This window comes from Comamonas testosteroni ATCC 11996, assembly GCF_000241525.1.
Taxonomy (GTDB): domain Bacteria; phylum Pseudomonadota; class Gammaproteobacteria; order Burkholderiales; family Burkholderiaceae_C; genus Comamonas; species Comamonas testosteroni.
Genome location: NZ_AHIL01000043.1, coordinates 485891 through 502743, shown reverse-complemented (window position 1 = coordinate 502743; position 16853 = coordinate 485891). Strand labels below are relative to the sequence as shown.

15 protein-coding genes are annotated in these 16853 nt (G+C 60.1%); 12 read left to right on the top strand and 3 right to left on the bottom strand.

The window, feature by feature from the left end:
• Positions 1–44 precede the first annotated feature (44 nt).
• From CTATCC11996_RS20685 to cobT, 5 genes are all read left to right on the top strand, one after another.
• Positions 45–830 (top strand): HipA family kinase, encoded by a 786-nt coding sequence (locus CTATCC11996_RS20685; RefSeq protein ID WP_034349837.1) that lies wholly within the window; start codon positions 45–47, stop codon positions 828–830.
• On the top strand, positions 817–1218 hold the full coding sequence (locus CTATCC11996_RS20680; protein WP_003079996.1) for a DUF3037 domain-containing protein: 402 nt from the start codon (positions 817–819) through the stop codon (positions 1216–1218). Before CTATCC11996_RS20685 ends, CTATCC11996_RS20680 begins: the two co-directional genes overlap by 14 nt.
• Before the next feature lie 3 nt (positions 1219–1221).
• A complete protein-coding gene (locus tag CTATCC11996_RS20675) occupies positions 1222–2676 on the top strand; it encodes a cobyric acid synthase (RefSeq protein WP_034349777.1) in 1455 nt (484 codons plus the stop codon).
• Positions 2677–2793: 117 nt separating this feature from the next.
• Entirely contained in the window at positions 2794–3219 is a 426-nt protein-coding gene (locus CTATCC11996_RS20670) for a hypothetical protein (protein ID WP_003079992.1), read from the top strand.
• Positions 3220–3403: 184 nt separating this feature from the next.
• A complete protein-coding gene (cobT, locus tag CTATCC11996_RS20665; RefSeq protein WP_003079990.1) occupies positions 3404–4516 on the top strand; it encodes a nicotinate-nucleotide--dimethylbenzimidazole phosphoribosyltransferase in 1113 nt (370 codons plus the stop codon).
• A 50-nt stretch (positions 4517–4566) separates the two neighbouring features.
• On the opposite strand, the gene nth is transcribed toward cobT, so the two are convergent.
• The 3 genes from nth to CTATCC11996_RS20650 all read right to left on the bottom strand — a co-directional run bounded on the left by nth (position 4567) and on the right by CTATCC11996_RS20650 (position 8685).
• Positions 4567–5223, bottom strand: a complete 657-nt coding sequence (gene nth, locus CTATCC11996_RS20660) for an endonuclease III (protein ID WP_003079988.1) — start codon at positions 5221–5223, stop codon at positions 4567–4569.
• Between the two features lie 88 nt (positions 5224–5311).
• The gene (locus CTATCC11996_RS20655) at positions 5312–7021 is read right to left on the bottom strand and encodes a ShlB/FhaC/HecB family hemolysin secretion/activation protein (RefSeq protein WP_172590541.1); all 1710 of its coding nucleotides are present in this window, start codon (positions 7019–7021) and stop codon (positions 5312–5314) included.
• Between the two features lie 134 nt (positions 7022–7155).
• A complete protein-coding gene (locus CTATCC11996_RS20650) occupies positions 7156–8685 on the bottom strand; it encodes a collagen-like triple helix repeat-containing protein (RefSeq protein WP_003079985.1) in 1530 nt (509 codons plus the stop codon).
• 299 nt (positions 8686–8984) lie between these two features.
• On the opposite strand from CTATCC11996_RS20650, the gene CTATCC11996_RS20645 reads away from it, so the two are divergent.
• The 7 genes from CTATCC11996_RS20645 (at position 8985) to CTATCC11996_RS20610 (ending at position 16575) form a co-directional block, all read left to right on the top strand.
• Entirely contained in the window at positions 8985–10181 is a 1197-nt protein-coding gene (locus CTATCC11996_RS20645; RefSeq protein ID WP_003079982.1) for an aminotransferase-like domain-containing protein, read from the top strand.
• A complete protein-coding gene (locus tag CTATCC11996_RS20640; RefSeq protein WP_034349775.1) occupies positions 10178–10396 on the top strand; it encodes a SlyX family protein in 219 nt (72 codons plus the stop codon). The genes CTATCC11996_RS20645 and CTATCC11996_RS20640 overlap by 4 nt, the downstream gene beginning before the upstream one ends.
• A gap of 792 nt (positions 10397–11188) precedes the next feature.
• On the top strand, positions 11189–12421 hold the full coding sequence (locus tag CTATCC11996_RS20630) for a SpoIIE family protein phosphatase (protein WP_003079979.1): 1233 nt from the start codon (positions 11189–11191) through the stop codon (positions 12419–12421).
• Between the two features lie 15 nt (positions 12422–12436).
• Entirely contained in the window at positions 12437–13003 is a 567-nt protein-coding gene (locus CTATCC11996_RS20625) for a SiaB family protein kinase (RefSeq protein WP_003079977.1), read from the top strand.
• Positions 13004–13037: 34 nt separating this feature from the next.
• Positions 13038–13427 carry a DUF1987 domain-containing protein gene (locus CTATCC11996_RS20620; RefSeq protein WP_003079975.1) on the top strand — a complete coding sequence of 130 codons (390 nt, stop codon included), beginning with the start codon at positions 13038–13040 and terminating at the stop codon, positions 13425–13427.
• Entirely contained in the window at positions 13428–14189 is a 762-nt protein-coding gene (locus CTATCC11996_RS20615; RefSeq protein ID WP_003079973.1) for a GGDEF domain-containing protein, read from the top strand.
• 148 nt (positions 14190–14337) lie between these two features.
• Positions 14338–16575 (top strand): putative bifunctional diguanylate cyclase/phosphodiesterase, encoded by a 2238-nt coding sequence (locus CTATCC11996_RS20610; protein WP_034349834.1) that lies wholly within the window; start codon positions 14338–14340, stop codon positions 16573–16575.
• Positions 16576–16853 lie beyond the last annotated feature (278 nt).

The window sequence follows — 16853 nt, the reverse complement described above, 5'->3', positions numbered from 1 at the left end:
GGCGCAAGGCGCTACCATTTCCCATGGACACTGAAACCTTGAAGCTGCGCTCGGTGCTGGTGGAGCGCTATGTCACGCCGTTGCGTGAAGGCGGCTCCATGCCGGCAATTGTCGAGACCGACGATTTGGGCACCTATGTGCTCAAGTTCCGGGGCGCCGGGCAGGGCGTGCGTGCACTGATGGCCGAGATCATCTCTGGCGGCATGGCACGTGCGCTGGGCCTGCCGGTGCCCGAAATCGTGCTGCTGCACTTGAACGGCGATCTGTCTCGCACCGAGTCCGACCCCGAGATTCAGGACCTGATTCGCGCCAGTGACGGGCTGAACGTGGGGCTGGACTATCTGCCGGGCTCCATCAACTTTGACCCGGCAGTGGACACGGTGGACGACGACTTTGCCTCGCGCCTCGTGTGGTTTGACACCCTGGTCAGCAATGTGGACCGCACGGCGCGCAACACCAATATGCTGATGTACCAGAAGCAGCCCTGGCTGATCGATCATGGCGCGAGTCTGACGTTTCACCATGCCTGGAGCGGAGTGGTTGCCGATCCGGCCAAGCCGTTTGCGCCCAGTGCCGAGCATGTGCTGCTGCCGCAGGCCAGCCAGCTGGCGCAGCTGGATGCGCAACTGGCCGCCAGGCTTGGGCCCGAAGTGCTCAAGAGCATTCTGGACGAGGTACCAGACTGCTTTCTGGAGCAGGCCGCTGCCGACAAAGAGGGCGATCTGCTCAAGAATGTGCAGGCCCATCGCGAGGCCTACATCAATTATTTCGTGGCCCGGCTTGCCGAGCGTGGCCGCTGGTTGCAAGGAGTGATCGATGCACGCGCATGAGGTCTACGACTACGCCATCGTGCGGGTAGTGCCGCGCGTGGAGCGTGAGGAATTTGTGAATGCAGGCGTGATCCTCTCGTGCCAGCGCACCGGCCATCTGCAGGCCGCCGTGGCCCTTGATGAAAAGCGTCTGCTGGCGCTGGACCCGAATGTGGATCTGGAGGCCGTGCACCGTCATCTGGGCTCCATCGTGGCCATCTGCGAAGGCCGGGTCGATGGCGGGCCGATTGCGCAGTTGCCCATGCGGGCGCGCTACCACTGGCTCACCGCCAAGCGCAGCAGCATCATCCAGACCTCGCCTTCGCATATGGGCATGTGCACCCATCCCGGCGAGGCGCTGGCCCGAATCCTGCAGCGTGTGGTGCTGCCGATCCCAACCGAGATTTAAGACATGACAGCACGTTGCATCATGGTGCTGGGCACCAGCAGTGGCGCGGGAAAAAGCTGGGTGGCCACGGCACTGTGTGCCTACTACCGCAGCCAGGGCCTGAAGGTTGCACCGTTCAAGGCGCAGAACATGAGCAACAACGCGCGCGTCGTTGCCACGCCCGAGGGCCGCTGGGGCGAGATCGGCACGGCCCAGTATCTGCAGGCGCTGGCTGCGGGGGCGGTTCCCGATGTGCGCATGAACCCGCTGTTGCTCAAGCCCGAGGCCGACACGCGCAGTCAGGTCGTGCTGTTCGGTCAGGTCAATGACGAGCTGAGCGCCATGCCCTGGCGAGGTCGCAGCCTCAAGGTCTGGCCGCAGATCGCGCAGGCCCTGGACGAGCTGCGTGCCGAAAACGATGTGGTGGTGATCGAAGGCGCAGGCTCGCCGGCCGAAATCAATCTGCATGCCAGCGATGTGGTCAATATGCGCGTGGCCAAACATTGCAACGCGCATTGCCTGCTGGTCTCGGACATAGACCGTGGCGGCGCCTTTGCCCATCTCTACGGAACCTGGGCATTGCTTCCCGAGGATGAGCAAAAGCTCATCAAGGGCTTTGTGCTCAACAAGTTCCGGGGCGACGCGGCACTGCTGGCGCCGGCGCCTCAGATGCTGGAAGAGAAGACGGGGGTGCCCACGGTGGCCTGCATTCCCATGCAGTTCCAGCACGGTCTGCCCGAAGAGGATGGCGTGTTTGATGATCGCGGCAGCACGGGAGCCGGGCGGGCCGTTCACACCACGATTGCCATCATCGCCTATCCGCGCATCAGCAATCTCGATGAATTTCAGCCCTTGCTGCAAGTGCCGGGCGTGCGCGTGGTCTGGGCTCGCTCTCCCGCGCAACTTGCCGAGGCGGACTGGGTCATTCTGCCAGGCAGCAAGGCCACGGCTGCTGACTTGGCCTGGATGCGCGCGCAAGGGCTGGATGCAGCCGTTGTCGCTCATGCCGAACTCGGCAAGCGCGTGCTGGGCATTTGCGGCGGCTTGCAGATGCTGGGCGAGGCGCTGATCGATCTGCATGGCGTGGACGGCAATGCTGCAGGCCTGGGACTGCTGCCGCTGGCGACATTGTTTGCACAGGACAAGACCGTGCAACCAACGACCTTGAAACTGCCAGCGTTGCAGGCTCCATGGAATGCCTTGAGTGACGTGCCGACGCGTGGCTACGAGATCCACCACGGCCAGACCCAGCTGCGTGCCGACATGCAGATGGCCAGCATGCGACCGGCTCAGGAACTGTTGCCCGGCATGCTATGGCAGGGAGGCAACAGTGCTGTCATCGGTACCTATCTGCACGGCCTGTTTGAAAACGCCGAGGTAATTCATGCGCTGTTCGGCCACGATGCGCCCAGTCTGGAGCAGGTGTTTGAGCGGCTGGCGCAGGGCGTGGGGCAATGGTTTGAGCCGTGCGCGCTCTGAGCGCCCGCAGCAGTTGTAGGACTGATCCTGCGGGCTCAAAGCCGCTGAACCGATAAGCCCTGCCTGAGAGTGCGTGCAAGCTGACCGGGCTATTCACTTTTTGGAATGGAGTTGCGTATGGCTTTTTTCAAGGTTCAGACTCTTCAACTGGCTTTGGGTGCAGCGGTTTTGTCACTGGCAGGCATGGCCAGCGCACAGGTGGATGCAGCCAAGCCAGCGGCTGAGGCAGCTGCGATGGATGCGGCCAAGCCTGCGATGAAAAAGCATCACCGCCATCATCACAAGGGCCAGCGTCCCATGCGCGAGAACAATTCGTCTTCTCGCGAGGCGATGGCGGCCAGTGCCGAAGCCAAGAAGGGCAAGCTCGATGACGGCCAAGGCCTCAGCCAGTACGAGCGCAATGCCTATGCCCGCTGCGGCGTGTTCAAGACCGAAATCGACCAGCAGGCCTGTATGGCGCGTGTCAAGGACGGCGCTGTCAGCGGCTCGGTCAAGGATGGCGGCATCTTGCGCGAAATCACGGTTGAGGAAGTCATTCGCTGAGGCTTTTGCAGCGTCTTCAGTCAAGGCCCTTAGGGGCCTTTTTTCATACAGCTCCTGGGCAATCGGTGAACTTGGCGTTGCAGTGCCAATGAAAGCGCGATACTTGCAAGATCGCAAAAACGTGCCTTCTGCATCCCGGTGGTGGATGGCACCCAGGCCTGATGCACCGGGAATGACTGCACGCATGAGTTCCGCTTCCTTTTCCGAATTCCCACCGTCCACCATCTGGTCCTGCCCGCAGGTGCAGGACATCCATGATGCGGCGCTGCAAGCCCGGGTTCAGCATCGCCTGGATTTCAAGACCAAGCCCCAGGGATCGTTGGGCGTGCTGGAACAACTGGCATTGCGCATTGCCGGCATCGTGGGTTGCGAAACTCCCAATCTGTATGCACCGCAGATGGTAGTGTTTGCTGCGGACCACGGACTGGCCGCTCAAGGTGTGTCGGCCTATCCGGTCGACGTGACCTGGCAGATGGTGGAGAACTTCCTTGCTGGCGGCGCCGCTGTGAGTGTGCTGTCTCTGCAGAACGGGATTGATCTGAACGTGGTCGACTGCGGCGTGGCCCGCGACTTTGAGGTGCGCGAGCAGGATCCTGCGCACAAGCTTCCCAAGGCCCATGAGCCGCGCCTGTGGCGGCGCAAGGTGGCTTATGGTACGGCGGACTGCAGCCAGGGCCCGGCCATGAGCGAAGCCCAATGCGCGATGGCGCTGCGCAATGGCTCAGAATTGGTCAAGAAACTGCCGGGCAATGCACTGTTGCTGGGCGAGATGGGCATAGGCAATACATCCAGCGCTTCATTGCTGCTGGCGCGTCTGTGCGGCGAGCCGGTCGAGGAAGTGACCGGAGTGGGCACGGGCCTTAGCAGCGAAGGCCTGGCACGAAAGATCGCCGTGCTCAGGCGGGTGCTGGATTTTCATGCCGGCGTGCAAGAGCCACTGGCCGTGCTGGCTGCCATGGGCGGGCTGGAGATCGCCACCATGACGGGAGCCGTGCTGCAGGCCGCGGCCGAACGCCGCCTGATCGTGGTGGACGGCTTTATCACCACAGCCGCCGTGCTGGTGGCCAGCCGCCTGCAGCCCCATGTGCTGCAGCGTTGCGTGTATGCACACCGATCGGGTGAGCCGGGTCATGCCCGTATGTTGGCCCACCTGCAGGCCCAGCCCATGCTGGACTGGCAATTGCGCCTGGGCGAAGGCTCTGGCGCGGCGCTGGCCTGGCCGCTGCTGCGCTCGGCATGCACCATGCTCAACAATATGGCCAGCTTTGAATCGGCTGGCGTCAGCGGCAAGAGTTGATGCAAAAAATATAGCTGAAAGCTTTTTGTGGATGTGCAGTTAAGGCGTTTCTAGCTCTTTTTTCCTGTTGCCGGTGCCAGGGTTTTGGGCGTGAAATCGCAGTATTTCGAAGCCACGCATTCCCAGCAGCGGGGCTTGCGTGCCTGGCAGACATAGCGGCCCAGCAGGATCAGCCAGTGATGGGAGTCCACCGCGTATTCATCGGGTACGCGCTTGAGCAGCTGCTTCTCGACTTCCAGCGGATTCTTGCCGGGGGCCAGCCCCGTGCGGTTGCCGACACGGAAGATGTGCGTGTCCACGGCCATGGTGGGCTGGCCGAAAGCCACGTTGAGCACCACATTGGCGGTCTTGCGGCCCACACCGGGAAGGGCCTCCAGCTCTTCGCGGGTTCGGGGTACCGTGCCTCCATGCAGCTGAACCAGCATGCGGCAGGTTTCCATCAGATGCTTGGCCTTGCTGCGGTACAGGCCTATGGTCTTGATGTAGCTCTCCAGCCCATCAAGCCCCAGATCCAGAATGGCCTGTGGAGTGTTGGCAGCAGGAAAAAGCCTGCGCGTGGCTTTGTTCACCCCTACGTCGGTGGCCTGGGCAGACAGCAGCACGGCGGTCAGCAGCTCGAACACCGTGGTGTATTCCAGCTCGGTTTGTGGCGTGGGGTTGGCGGCCTTGAGCGCAGCAAAAAACGGCGCTATATCGTTTTTCTTCATGGGCGATATTGTGGCTTGTCGTTCAGGGGCGGAACAAAGAAAAAGCCGCTGGGGTACACAGCGGCTCGGCGGGCGGAACCGCAGCAAGTCAGGGATCCAGGTTGTAGCTCAACACAAGGCTGTAGCGCAGTTCCCGATCGGGGTTGTTGACAGAGCGATCGCCCAGCGGTTTGCTCATGGCAAGGTCCAGTGCGTAATGGCGGCTGTCGGACAGGCGCAGCCCCAGACTGGCAGAGCGCAGTGTATTGCCGCTGACGCCGCTGGTTTGCTGATGCGTGCGTGCCCACTCATAGAGCAGATAGGGTTCGGCCGACTTGATCCAGGCCTGGTTGATGAGGAACTGGTAGTTGAGCTCGGCACTGGCGCCCATGCCGGAATCGCCAGAAAACTCGCCAGCCTGATAGCCACGGCCGAAGCGGGTGGAGCCAAAGGAGATTTTCTCCGGGACGGGAAGAATGTCGGCACTGTATTGCCCGCCAACGGCAAAAGCGGCACCCATCTTGTTGGCGAAGCGATGGCGCTGTGCATAGTCGGCGGTAATGCGCGTGAAGTCCAGCTTGGCCGGGTTTTCAAACTTTTGCTGCAAGCCCTGCCGATAGTAGAGGTCCAGGTTTTTGTAGGCCCCCAGGCTGTCCAGACCGTGGGCCAGCAGGACCGAAGCCGAACGGGTAGTGGTCTTGCCAAAGGACGCCCAGGCCATTTGCGCATAGAGCGTGCGAACCTTTTCCTCACGCAGCAGGGAGGCCTGGCTATCGGCCAGTTCACGGCTGTAATTGATGGCATACAGACCCGCCGTGGTGCTGAGCTGGGTGGTATTGCTCAAGATCCACGGGTGGCTGATATTGAAGTCCAGCTTGCGCTGCTGTGTCAGGTCATCAATGCCTGGAATGCGCGTTGCCGGCGGGTTGAAGCTGCGGTAGTCGGAATAGCTGACACGTGCTTGCGTGCCCTCGGGTGTCAGTTGCTGAGTGAAGCCGATGCTGCCGAAACGCTCCTTGTCGGGGTTTTGCAACATCGCCGAAGCCTGAAGCTGGCTGCCTGCCCACAAGGGGTCATTCAGGGTGAGGGAAGCAATGATGCGCGGCGTGGGCTTGCGCGCCTCGCCCCCGACGGTGACGGCAATGGGCTTGTGCTTGGATTTGATGACCAGGGGCACCGCACCATCGGTGGTGGTCGGCAGATTGGCAGATGCCGTGATCTGCACTCCGGGAAGGCGTGCCATCAGCTGGGTCTGGTGCTGAAAGGTCTTGGTGGTCAAAGGCCTCTCATTGAGCAGCGGCTGGGCAATTTCGCGTATCTGATCCTCGGAGCGGCCGAAATTGCCTTCCAGATTCAGGCTCTGCACATAGCCTTCGACCACGATGACCTGCACCGCGCCATTGGCAAAGTCTTGTGGAGGAAGGTAGGCAAAAGACAGGGCGTAGCCATGGCGCTGGTAAAGCTCGCTGACCTTCTGGGTCGCGGCATTGAGTTCACCGACCGTATGCGTGCCATTGATGAAGGGGGTGAAAAGCGCGCTGACCTCTTCGAAAGGAATCGCCGTGCTTCCCTGCACATTGACGCCACGTACCGCGACGCGGAGGTTGACGAGATCCTGGGGACTTGGCGGGGGCTTGTCTATCTGCACCGGAACCTGCCTGGGCTGCTGTTGCAGATTCCTTGCCGATTCGGGCGTTTGGGGCAGGCTGTTGAGCGGATTGCCGCCCTGCTGTGACCAGGCCAGAGGAGCCCAGGCCACAAGTGCCAACGCCTGAATCCTGGAGCCGATGCGGCCCTTTGGTTTTGCTTTTGACTGCAAAAGTCCCTCCTGTTCTATTTTTATGACTCTCATTGTTCCTTACATCCCCAGAACTGGGTATGGGGCTGTCGTAAAAAAGCCCGCCTCAAGGCGGGCCAGGCTCAAGCGGCGCACGCAGGCCACCGCCGTTGTCCTTATTTGCTGGTGGCTACCGCTCCACCGCCCAGGCCGAGCGCCAGATTGCCGCCCAGCAGTCCACCCAGCAGGCCACCCGAGGTGCTTGCACCACCTGCTGCTCCTGCGCCTGCAGCGACATTGGTCACGCCGCCAAGTACACCGCCCACGAGGCCTGTGACTGCGCCAACGGTGTTGCCGACCAGGCCCGTCACCGCAGTGCCTGCACTGCCGGTGCCTCCTGCCGGAGCGCCTGCCGATCCTGTGACACCACCGACAAGCCCTGTGACGCCGCCCAGCACGCCTCCGACCAGATTGCCTGCTCCAGCGACAGGGCCACCGGCATTGCCGCCACCGCTTGCTCCACCGGTCACGCCACCGACCAGGCCTGTGACGCCGCCCAGCACGCCGCCGACAATATTGCCTGCTCCACCAGCAGAGCCGCCTGCACCGCCCGTGACATTGCCAAGTACGCCACCTAGCAGGCCGCCGCTAGGTGTGCCGGGACCAGTCGCCACACCACCCAGGCCGGCCACGGTCTGGCCGACACCCGAGACCACGCCGCCCAGCGGAGCAACAACCGGAACTCCGGTGCTGGTGACGGAAGCTCCCACATGATTGACTACGCCGCCCACGGTGCCCAGCAAGCTGTTAACCGGCTGGCCCAGGCCCGTGGTCTGAACCAGATTCTGGGTGGTGCCCAGGACGGTGCTCAACACCGGCGTGGCGACCTGGCTGACCTGAGTCGTCAGACCCGAGACCAGCGGGTTGCTGGTCAGCTTTGCCACCGTGCCTTCGACGCCGGAAACGGTGGTGCCAAGGATTTGCACCGTGCCGCCCGCCAAGCCTGCCACATCACCGACCACGCCAAGCTGAGGAGTGTCCAGCGCACTGACCGTCTTGCCTGCCGAAGTGACTGCCGCGCCCAGATAGCCGACGGCGGGAGCCACGCCTTGCAAGGTGGTGCCGATGGGGTCGGCCGTCTTGCCGATCTGGCCCAGACCTGCACTGACGCCGCTACCCACGCTGTTGACGGCATTGTTCACATTGCCAAGAATGCCGCCGGCCGGCTGGGCCACACCGCTCAGAGGCGTGCCGCTGGTAGCCGTGCCCAGGGTGGAAGTCACGATGTTGTTGACGTCGCTGATGACGCCGCTTGTCCCGGAAAGCGTTCCAGTGACATCCGCCACGGTGTCGCGCACCGGAGTGAGCGGAGTGCTTGCCACAGGCGGATTGCCCGTGCCGCCATCACCGCCGCCGGTGTTGCCACCACCGGTGCCGCCGCCAGTGCCACCGCCGGTGCCACCAGTGCCGCCTCCGGTACCGCCAGTACCGCCACCAGTACCGCCGCCGGTTCCTCCACCGGTGCCGCCTCCGGCGACAACGTCTCCGCCGCCGGTGCCGCCGAGGTCGCTGCGCAAAGAGCCGCTCGAGCCGCAGGCTGCCAGGCTGGCAACCAGAGCCACAGCACACAGGGTGCGCAAGCTCGACGGGGTCTTGCCGTTAATCGCGGCAGACAAGGCCTTGCTGGTAAAAGTGGTAGTACGCATAAATCCTCCATCCCAAAAACAAGTGAAAAAATTCGTCAAGTACGCGGTCCGAGAATCGGTAGGCGTATGTTCTTTTCAGAGAGGCTGTACTGTCCAATTCAAAGTTTGAGACACGAAGTTATGCGCAATTAACAATTGCTATCAACTTTTGAAAATTGGTAGGAGTTTGATTACTTGCTGCATGGAATAGCGCCTACATAAAAGCCACTTCCTGTCTCTGGGGCGATTCGCGCGCCACAATGGGCATCTGCCGCTCAAGCAGCGACGAGATTCCCGTAGCGCTTTAACCAAGAAAACGTATGCAATTTGCCAAACGACTCGATAACGTAGAAACCTCTGCGATCCGCGAACTCTTCAAGCTGCTGGGCAAGCCAGGCATCATCAGTTTTGCGGGCGGCTTTCCGGACAGTGCAATGTTTGACGTAACCGGGATCAGCGCTGCCTCTGCGGCAGCCCTGCAGCAGGAGGCGGGAGCCGCATTGCAGTACGGTGCGACAGAGGGTTACCAGCCGCTGCGCGAGCAACTGTCGTCCTTTATGGCCGGCAAGGGCGTGCCCGATGTGGCGCCTGATCAGCTCATCGTCACCACCGGCAGCCAGCAGGCGCTGGACTTGCTGGGAAAGACCATGGTGGGAGAGGGTGACAAGGTCATCGTCGAAGGCCCGACTTTCCTGGCCACGATTCAGTGTTTCCGCCTCTATGGCGCAGAGGTGATCTCCGCCCCTGTGGATGAGCATGGCGTGAAGACCGACGAGCTGGAAAAGCTGATTGCCGAGCACAAGCCCAAGCTGGTCTATCTGATCCCGACCTTTGGCAACCCCAGTGGTGCCATGCTGAGTCTGGAACGCCGCAAAAAGGTGTTGGAACTGGCCGTCAAGTACCAGACTCTGGTTGTGGAAGACGACCCCTACGGCGATCTGTACTTCAATGAAGCGCCTCCTGCCAGTCTGCTGTCACTGACACGCGAAGTCCCCGGCAGCCGCGAGTGGCTGGCGCACTGCGGTTCCTTGTCCAAGGTGCTTAGCCCCGGTCTGCGTATCGGCTGGCTGATTGCACATCCCGAATTGCTTGCTCGCGCAGTGATGTGCAAGCAGTTCAGCGATGCTCATACGAGCACCTTTGCCCAGGCCACTGCAGCTCAGTACCTGAGGTCCGGCGCCATGCCCAGGACCCTGGCCCATGTGCGCGAGGTCTATGCCAAGCGTGCCGAGACCATGGGCGATGCGCTGCGCGAGCAACTGGGCGATGCCGTCGAGTTCGTACAGCCTGCCGGCGGCCTGTTCATGTGGGTGCGTCTGACGGGCGCGCGTGGCCAATTGGCGGATGCGGCTGTGCTGGCCAAGAAGGCCATTGAAGAGGGTGTGGCCTTTGTGCCGGGCGCTCCGTTCTATGCACAAAACCCTGATACGGCGACCTTCCGCCTCTCGTTTGCCACGGCTGACGAGGACAAGATTCGCGCAGGTATTGCTCGTCTTGCCAAGGCGCTCAAGGCATGAGCGACAGTCACGAAGCGCTGCAAGAGCGAATCATGGAGCTGGAGATCAAGGCCAGCTACACCGAGGATTTGCTCGAACAACTCAATATGACGATCTACCGTCAGCAGCAGCAGATCGATCTGTTGATCAACGAGGTGAGGGAACTCAAGCGCCAAGCGCCAGAAGGCGGGGGGGCGGTGCGCAATCTGCGCGACGAATTGCCGCCGCATTACTGACTGCGGCTGCGCCTGGAATTTCCGCTTGAGCTGCGGCAGATTCAAGATGCCTGCGGATGCTCGAGCCGCAGGCATCTCCGCTGCGGTTGCCTTCTCTGTTAGCGCAAAGCGGGCTTTGCCCGCATGAGATCGTGGGCGGCGCATCGCAGAGTGCCTATTTCTAAGTTTGAGGGAGGCCGGCGGCTCGAGCCAGCGATTGCCGGCCCGGCAAGGGCGGCACAGCCTTGTTTCAGCGCCGCAAGCTTTTTTCGGAGTGCCTGGTTTTTTGCGCTGGTAGGCGCGTGGCGGCAGGCCGCACCAGCACTTGAAGGCGTGGGCAAAGACGCGCTCCGATTCGTCGCCGTAATTCTCGGCGACCTGTACCTGAGGCAGGCCCGATTCCAGCAGCTTGCCCAGTAAGGCAGGGTGGGCTAGCCAAACGCTCGCCCCAAGCCTGGAATACCAAGCCCGGTATAGCGGCAGACATCGGACGTCCACACAACGGAGGCGATGACGATACCGCCTAGAACAGGGGGCAGGGGAACGGAAGTCCCGTGGCGCTGATTCCAGTCACAAGCAGGATGCTTCGATGCTTCGATGCAGCGTTCAAGGCTGGAATCTCTTTTGATTACGTATGCACTCAACCTGCGCTGTAAAGCGTCTTTGCTGAAACTCCACAGAGGCTGCAGGGGGCCGTTTCGTTCCTGTGAGCTGTTGAATGTGTCAGTGAAATGGCTTCACTATTGCTTTGTCATGAAATCGCCATATAGCGTGTGTAACATTTGCTCACAATGATTCCTATGGCGATGCTGCATGCCAGAAATCCCCGAGTATTTGAGCGACTTCCGGCCACGCTTTCGCCCACCGAGTGCTGCCGATCTCTGCACCGAGGTTCCGTGCATGACGACTGATGACACGAATGAGAAAGTCATGGAGGTTTTCAACCGCTACCGTGACCTTGTCAGCCTGCCTGTCGTTGAGGGCAAACAGCCCATCGGACTCATCAATCGCAACATCTTCCTGTCGCAGATGAGCAAGCAGTTCCGCATGGAGCTTTATGGTCGCAAGAGCTGTATCGCGTTCATGGATAAAGAGCCGCTGATCGTGGATGCAGCTTTGGACATCGAGGCGCTGACTTTCAAAACAGTGGAGTACGGCGAAAAAGCGCTGTCCGACGGCTTTATCGTTACCCGAGATGGTGTGTTTGCCGGAACAGGCAATGGGCTCCAGCTCATGCGGGTAGTGGCGGATATGCAGGCTTCGCGCAATCGCCAGATCATGCACAGCATCGAATATGCCAGCGTGATTCAGCAGTCGACACTTCGCAGCTCCCTGGATGCGCTCGCAAGAGCCTGTCCCGAAGCACATCTGGTGTGGGAGCCACGTGACATTGTCGGTGGCGATTTCTACCAGTTCAGCACCGACACCGATGGCTGGTTTGCGACCGTGGCTGATTGCACGGGGCATGGCGTGCCAGGTGCTTTCATGACCTTGATTGCGTCGACCAGCCTCAACCAGGCGATAGAGCAGAACGGGTCCCGCGATCCGGCCAGTCTGCTGGGGCATGTCAATCGCAGCATCAAGCAGATGCTGGGCCAAGTCGACGGTCAGGACGCAACACCGGGCTCGGACGACGGCATGGATGCGGCCTGCTTCTGGTTTGAGCCCGCAAGCGGGCGCTTGACCTTCGCGGGCGCACGACTGTCCATGTTCCTGCTGCGCCCTGATGCGGACACTGTTGAGATGCTGGAGGGGCAGCGCAAGGGAGTCGGCTATGTCGACAGCGAAATCGATTTCGCCTGGCTCAACCAGGAGGTAAGCCTTCCCCGCGGCACGCTTGTCTTTGTGAGCACCGATGGACTGATTGACCAGATCGGCGGGCCACGCGGTATCGCTCTTGGCAAGCGCCGGGTGCGGGAATCACTGCTTGAGCATCGACAGAAGTCTCCTTCAGAGATCAATATGGCCTTGCTCGAATCTCTGCGCGTCTGGCAAGGTGAACACCACCGCCGCGACGATCTGACTTTTTTCTGTTTTCGTGCCTAGTCTCAAGGCCCATATATGCCTTCCCCCATGATTGCTGAGAAGTACGGATCCTTCTTCAATTTGGCGCGCCAGCACCAAGTCATTTTCTATTACGTCGGGTATTTCTCGCAGCACATCGTTGCGGCCATGGCCGATGCAGTGAAGTTGCAGCTTGAAGTTGCCGGGGTTGCCGCTCCGACCCGGCGCAAGCTGTTTTCCTCGTTCGTGGAGATGGCGCAGAACATCATTCACTACTCAGCGGATTCGCTGACCCCCTCCAGTCTGAACAACGGGGAGCTACGTCATGGCTCGGTCTGCATTCGTCGAGAGGAGGACGGCAGCTTTTTGCTGCTTTGCGCCAATCCTATCGAGTCACTGATGGCCGAAGCGCTGCGGGTGAAACTGAATGCACTGCGGAGCATGACGCTTGAAGAGATCAAGCAAGCTTATCGACAGACACTTCGCGAGGAGACGCCTGAGGGAAGCAAGGGTGCGGGCATGGGTTTCTTGACCGTTGCCCGGGATGCCAGGGAGCCGTTGGAGTTCGACTTCGACGGGGAATCTGGCGATTCGCCTGTCTTCTACCTGAAGGCAGCCATATAGGCACAGCGAGACCGTCAACGAATAAAGAAAACTGATGGAAAACCTCTACATTGCCCCAACGCCCAGCTCTCCCGAGGTGGATTTCATTTTTGATGCGCATACCTTGAGCATGCGCGGCGAGTCCTATCCGGAAAATGCTGCAGCTTTCTACAGCGACATCATTTCTCGGCTCAAGGACTACCTGTCCGCACAGATAGAGACAACGATCGAAGTGAATATTGCGCTGGCGTATTTCAATAGCTCCAGTACCAAAATGCTCTTCAATTTGATAGAGGCTTTGAGCAACTGCGCAGAGGCCGGTAATCACGTGGTGCTCAACTGGTATCACGATGAAGAAGACGACACGATTCTTGAGTTCGGGCAGGAGCTGAGCGAGGATTTTCCAGCTCTCGAGTTTGTTGCCCATCCAGTTGGAGCAACCTGAATGGACAGCCCTGGCACTTCAGTGGCGCCAGATCTGTTTGAAGCAGAGAACCAGGCGCTGTTGACTGCGCGAGCGGCACATACCGGCTGCGCCTGCACAGCGCCATCTCAATGCAGACAGGCTTTGGGTGACCTGCTTCTTGCATACGAAAGGCTGTTGCGAGAAACACGCCGACTGGTGCGCCGCAGCGATCGCGCGGAACTGGAGATGAATCAGTTGAATTCCCGGCTTCAGGATCTGGCGGCAGAGCTTGAACATCGGGCTACTCACGACACGCTGACTGGTGTCCTGAACCGGGCTGCAGTCATCGAACTGGTGAACCAGTATTTTGTGCATGATGATCTTTCACTGATCGTGCTGGATATCGATCACTTCAAGAGAATCAACGACAGTTTTGGTCATCCGACGGGTGACAAGGTCATCCTCGGCGTTGTTGCCTGCCTTCAGGCCGTGGTGCCTTCCTCAGCGCAGATCGGCCGGGTCGGCGGTGAGGAGTTCACCGTTGTGCTACCTCGTCAGAGTGCGGACGTTTCCGAAAGACTTGCACAGGATCTCCGGCGCGCGATTGAGATCTGCGATTTCGGTCTGCCCGATGGAAGTGCTGTCACTGCCAGCTTTGGCGTGAGTTGGGCACCCCCGGGCGGCGATTTCGACAGCGCGTATGGCTTCGCTGACGAAGCGCTTTATGTCGCAAAGCGTGGCGGACGCAACCAGGTCTGCCTCTCGTCGTGTTTTTTGCAATCTCTCGAGCATGAGACCTGAGCCAGCTCCAGGGGGGGATCAGTCGCGCCTGGTCTCCGCCGATGCAATGCCAAGCGCAGACTCGGCCTTTGGACCAAGGTGGCGCATCCTCATTGTGAGCGCAGATCCAGAGGTTCACGCGGCAAGCCGTTCCTCTTTGGATGCGCAGATGCTGTTCGAGCGCCCGCTGCTGTTTTTGAATGCGTTTTCTGGCGACGAGGCAAGACAGCTGCTTCTGAGCGAAACCGACCTGGCCGTGGTCATACTCGATCTTGCGATGGAGCGGGCGGGCGTGAGAATTGATCTGGTGCATTTCATACGCCATGCTGCGGCCCTGCGCAATACCCGCATCATTCTTCTGTCCGGCCAACCGGGGCAGGAGCCCGGGCTCGATGCACTGATTGAAAATGACATCAGTGATTACAGAACTAGAGCGGAACTGACTGCGGATCGGTTGCACGTCATCGTTGCCACGGCAGTTCGCTCCTATAAACAGCTGTGCGCGGCGGACACAAGCCGAGGCGGCCTGGAGCATGTTCTGCGATCCAGTGCATCTCTGCTGGAGATCAAGGATTGCTACGAATTCGCATCCGGCGTACTGACACAGCTGGCGGCTTTGCTGAAGGTTGCGCAAGTAGGTGTGGTGTGTGCTCAGGAGGTGGCCAATCCCGACGGCTGCTACTTCGTGCAGGCGGCAACGGGCCGATTCTCCGAGCTGATTGGGCGTCCTCTGGAGTTGTTGCCGCAGACATCGGAACTGGGCTTGCTAAGAAAGGCGGTTGAAGGCCGCTGCAATGTCTACGGCGAGACTGGCGGGCTGGCACTGCATATCGGCCACGATGATGGACAGAACTTCGTGGTGTTTATCGATGTGCCCAGGCACCATGCTGTACTGCATCCGCAGCTGCTGGATGTCTTCTGTGCCAACCTGAGCACATTGCTGCATAACCGCGGTTTGCTCGGGCGCCTGAAAGAGAGTGCCTATCATGATCCTCTGGTGAATCTTCCCAATCGCGCCCATTTCGTCGAGGCAGTCGATGAATGCGCAAGACAGGGCTTGCACGACTACATTCTGGCGCTGATCGACATTGACGATTTCAGTGCCACGAACGACCTGATGGGGCATCTGTTCGGGGACCGTCTTCTGGAGCGCGTTGCTCGCTGTCTTGAAGATGTGCTGCCAGGCGATGTGCTGTTGGCCAGGCTGGGTGCAGACACCTTCGGGGTATTGGGGGCTATTGGACAGGTGCAGCCCAGGCGTCTGCTTGAGTGCGTGCGCCAACCGCTGAGTATTGATGGGGCTCCTTACAAGGTCTCGCTCACCTGTGGCTATGTGCTTTTGCCTCAAGAGTTTCGAGCAGGGGCGGACTTGGTCAAGGATGCCACGATTGCACTCAAGCGTGCGAAGCGAGATCACCGCGGTCAGGTGCTGCGGTACTCCGATCAGATGGGATCCGAGGCACGATCCAGGGCATTGTTGCTATCGGAACTCAGAGAGGCGATCGAGAACCGGGAGCTGTTTCTGGTATATCAGCCTCAGCTCAACCTGGTGACGCATAGCGTCGTTGGAATTGAGGCGCTTCTGCGATGGCGTACGGAAGATGGCCGATTCGTGCCTCCGGACAAGTTCATCCCTGTTGCCGAGCACTCGGGTCTGATTGTGGCCCTTGGCCAATGGGTGCTCATGGCCGCATGTGCAGCGATGCGCGAATTGCTGGATGCAGGAGTCGCGCCTCAGCGCATTGCCGTCAATGTCTCGACGGTGCAGCTTCAGGACCCTGGATTCCTTGAGATCGTCTGCGCAGCACTCGCCAGCAGTGGTTTGCGAGGGGATCACCTTGAGCTGGAGATCACCGAATCAGTGGCGGCGCTTCCCACGGATTTGCTGAAATCAACGCTGTCGGCGCTGAGGGCAGAAGGCGTCTCCATCGCCATCGATGATTTCGGTACCGGGTACTCTTCGCTGAGCTATCTGGAGCAGCTTCCTCTGGATCGGATCAAGATTGACCGTTCCTTTGTGTGTCAGCTTAGCGAACCGGACGGCGCACGGATAGCGGAAATGGTCGTTCAACTGGGTCGCAAGCTCGGGCTGAGCGTGCTCGCCGAAGGAATCGAGGACGCCACTGTGTGCCAGGCATTGCTCGCCATGGATTGTTATGAAGGACAGGGCTATTACATCGCGAGGCCCATGAACAAGAGCGCTCTCCTCGAATGGCTTCAGGCGCATTGCCTCGATGCAGACGCAGAAAGTCGCACCCAACTGATGGCGCCACCGGTCGAGCTCTCTTTTGATTCACGGAGTGCTGCCGCGTTCGGTGCGGAACAATCAGTAGCGCCTGTCCTCCCTGCAGTAAGCAGCTCCTCAAGACATGGTGTTCGAGACAGGGACCGGCATACATGCGCTTGACCTTGGCGCTTTCTTCCTGCTTGTGCCCTGGCGTACAGGTATTCCTGGCTGTCGGTCTTTATGTGGCCAACGTGGTGTTTGCCGCTGGCAAGGCGGATTGTGGCGCTGAACCCGAAGTGTTGGGGTGGGCCTGTGGCGCGCGCTTCACTGCAGCTGGATTTTCTTCGGCAAGTAAATGCCCCGAGCACTCTTGGTCGACTCTTGCTTCCTGACGTGTAAAGATTCAAGAATGCCTTGAAAAACAATAGCCAAGTCTTCGATACCTATCCGCAGAAAAT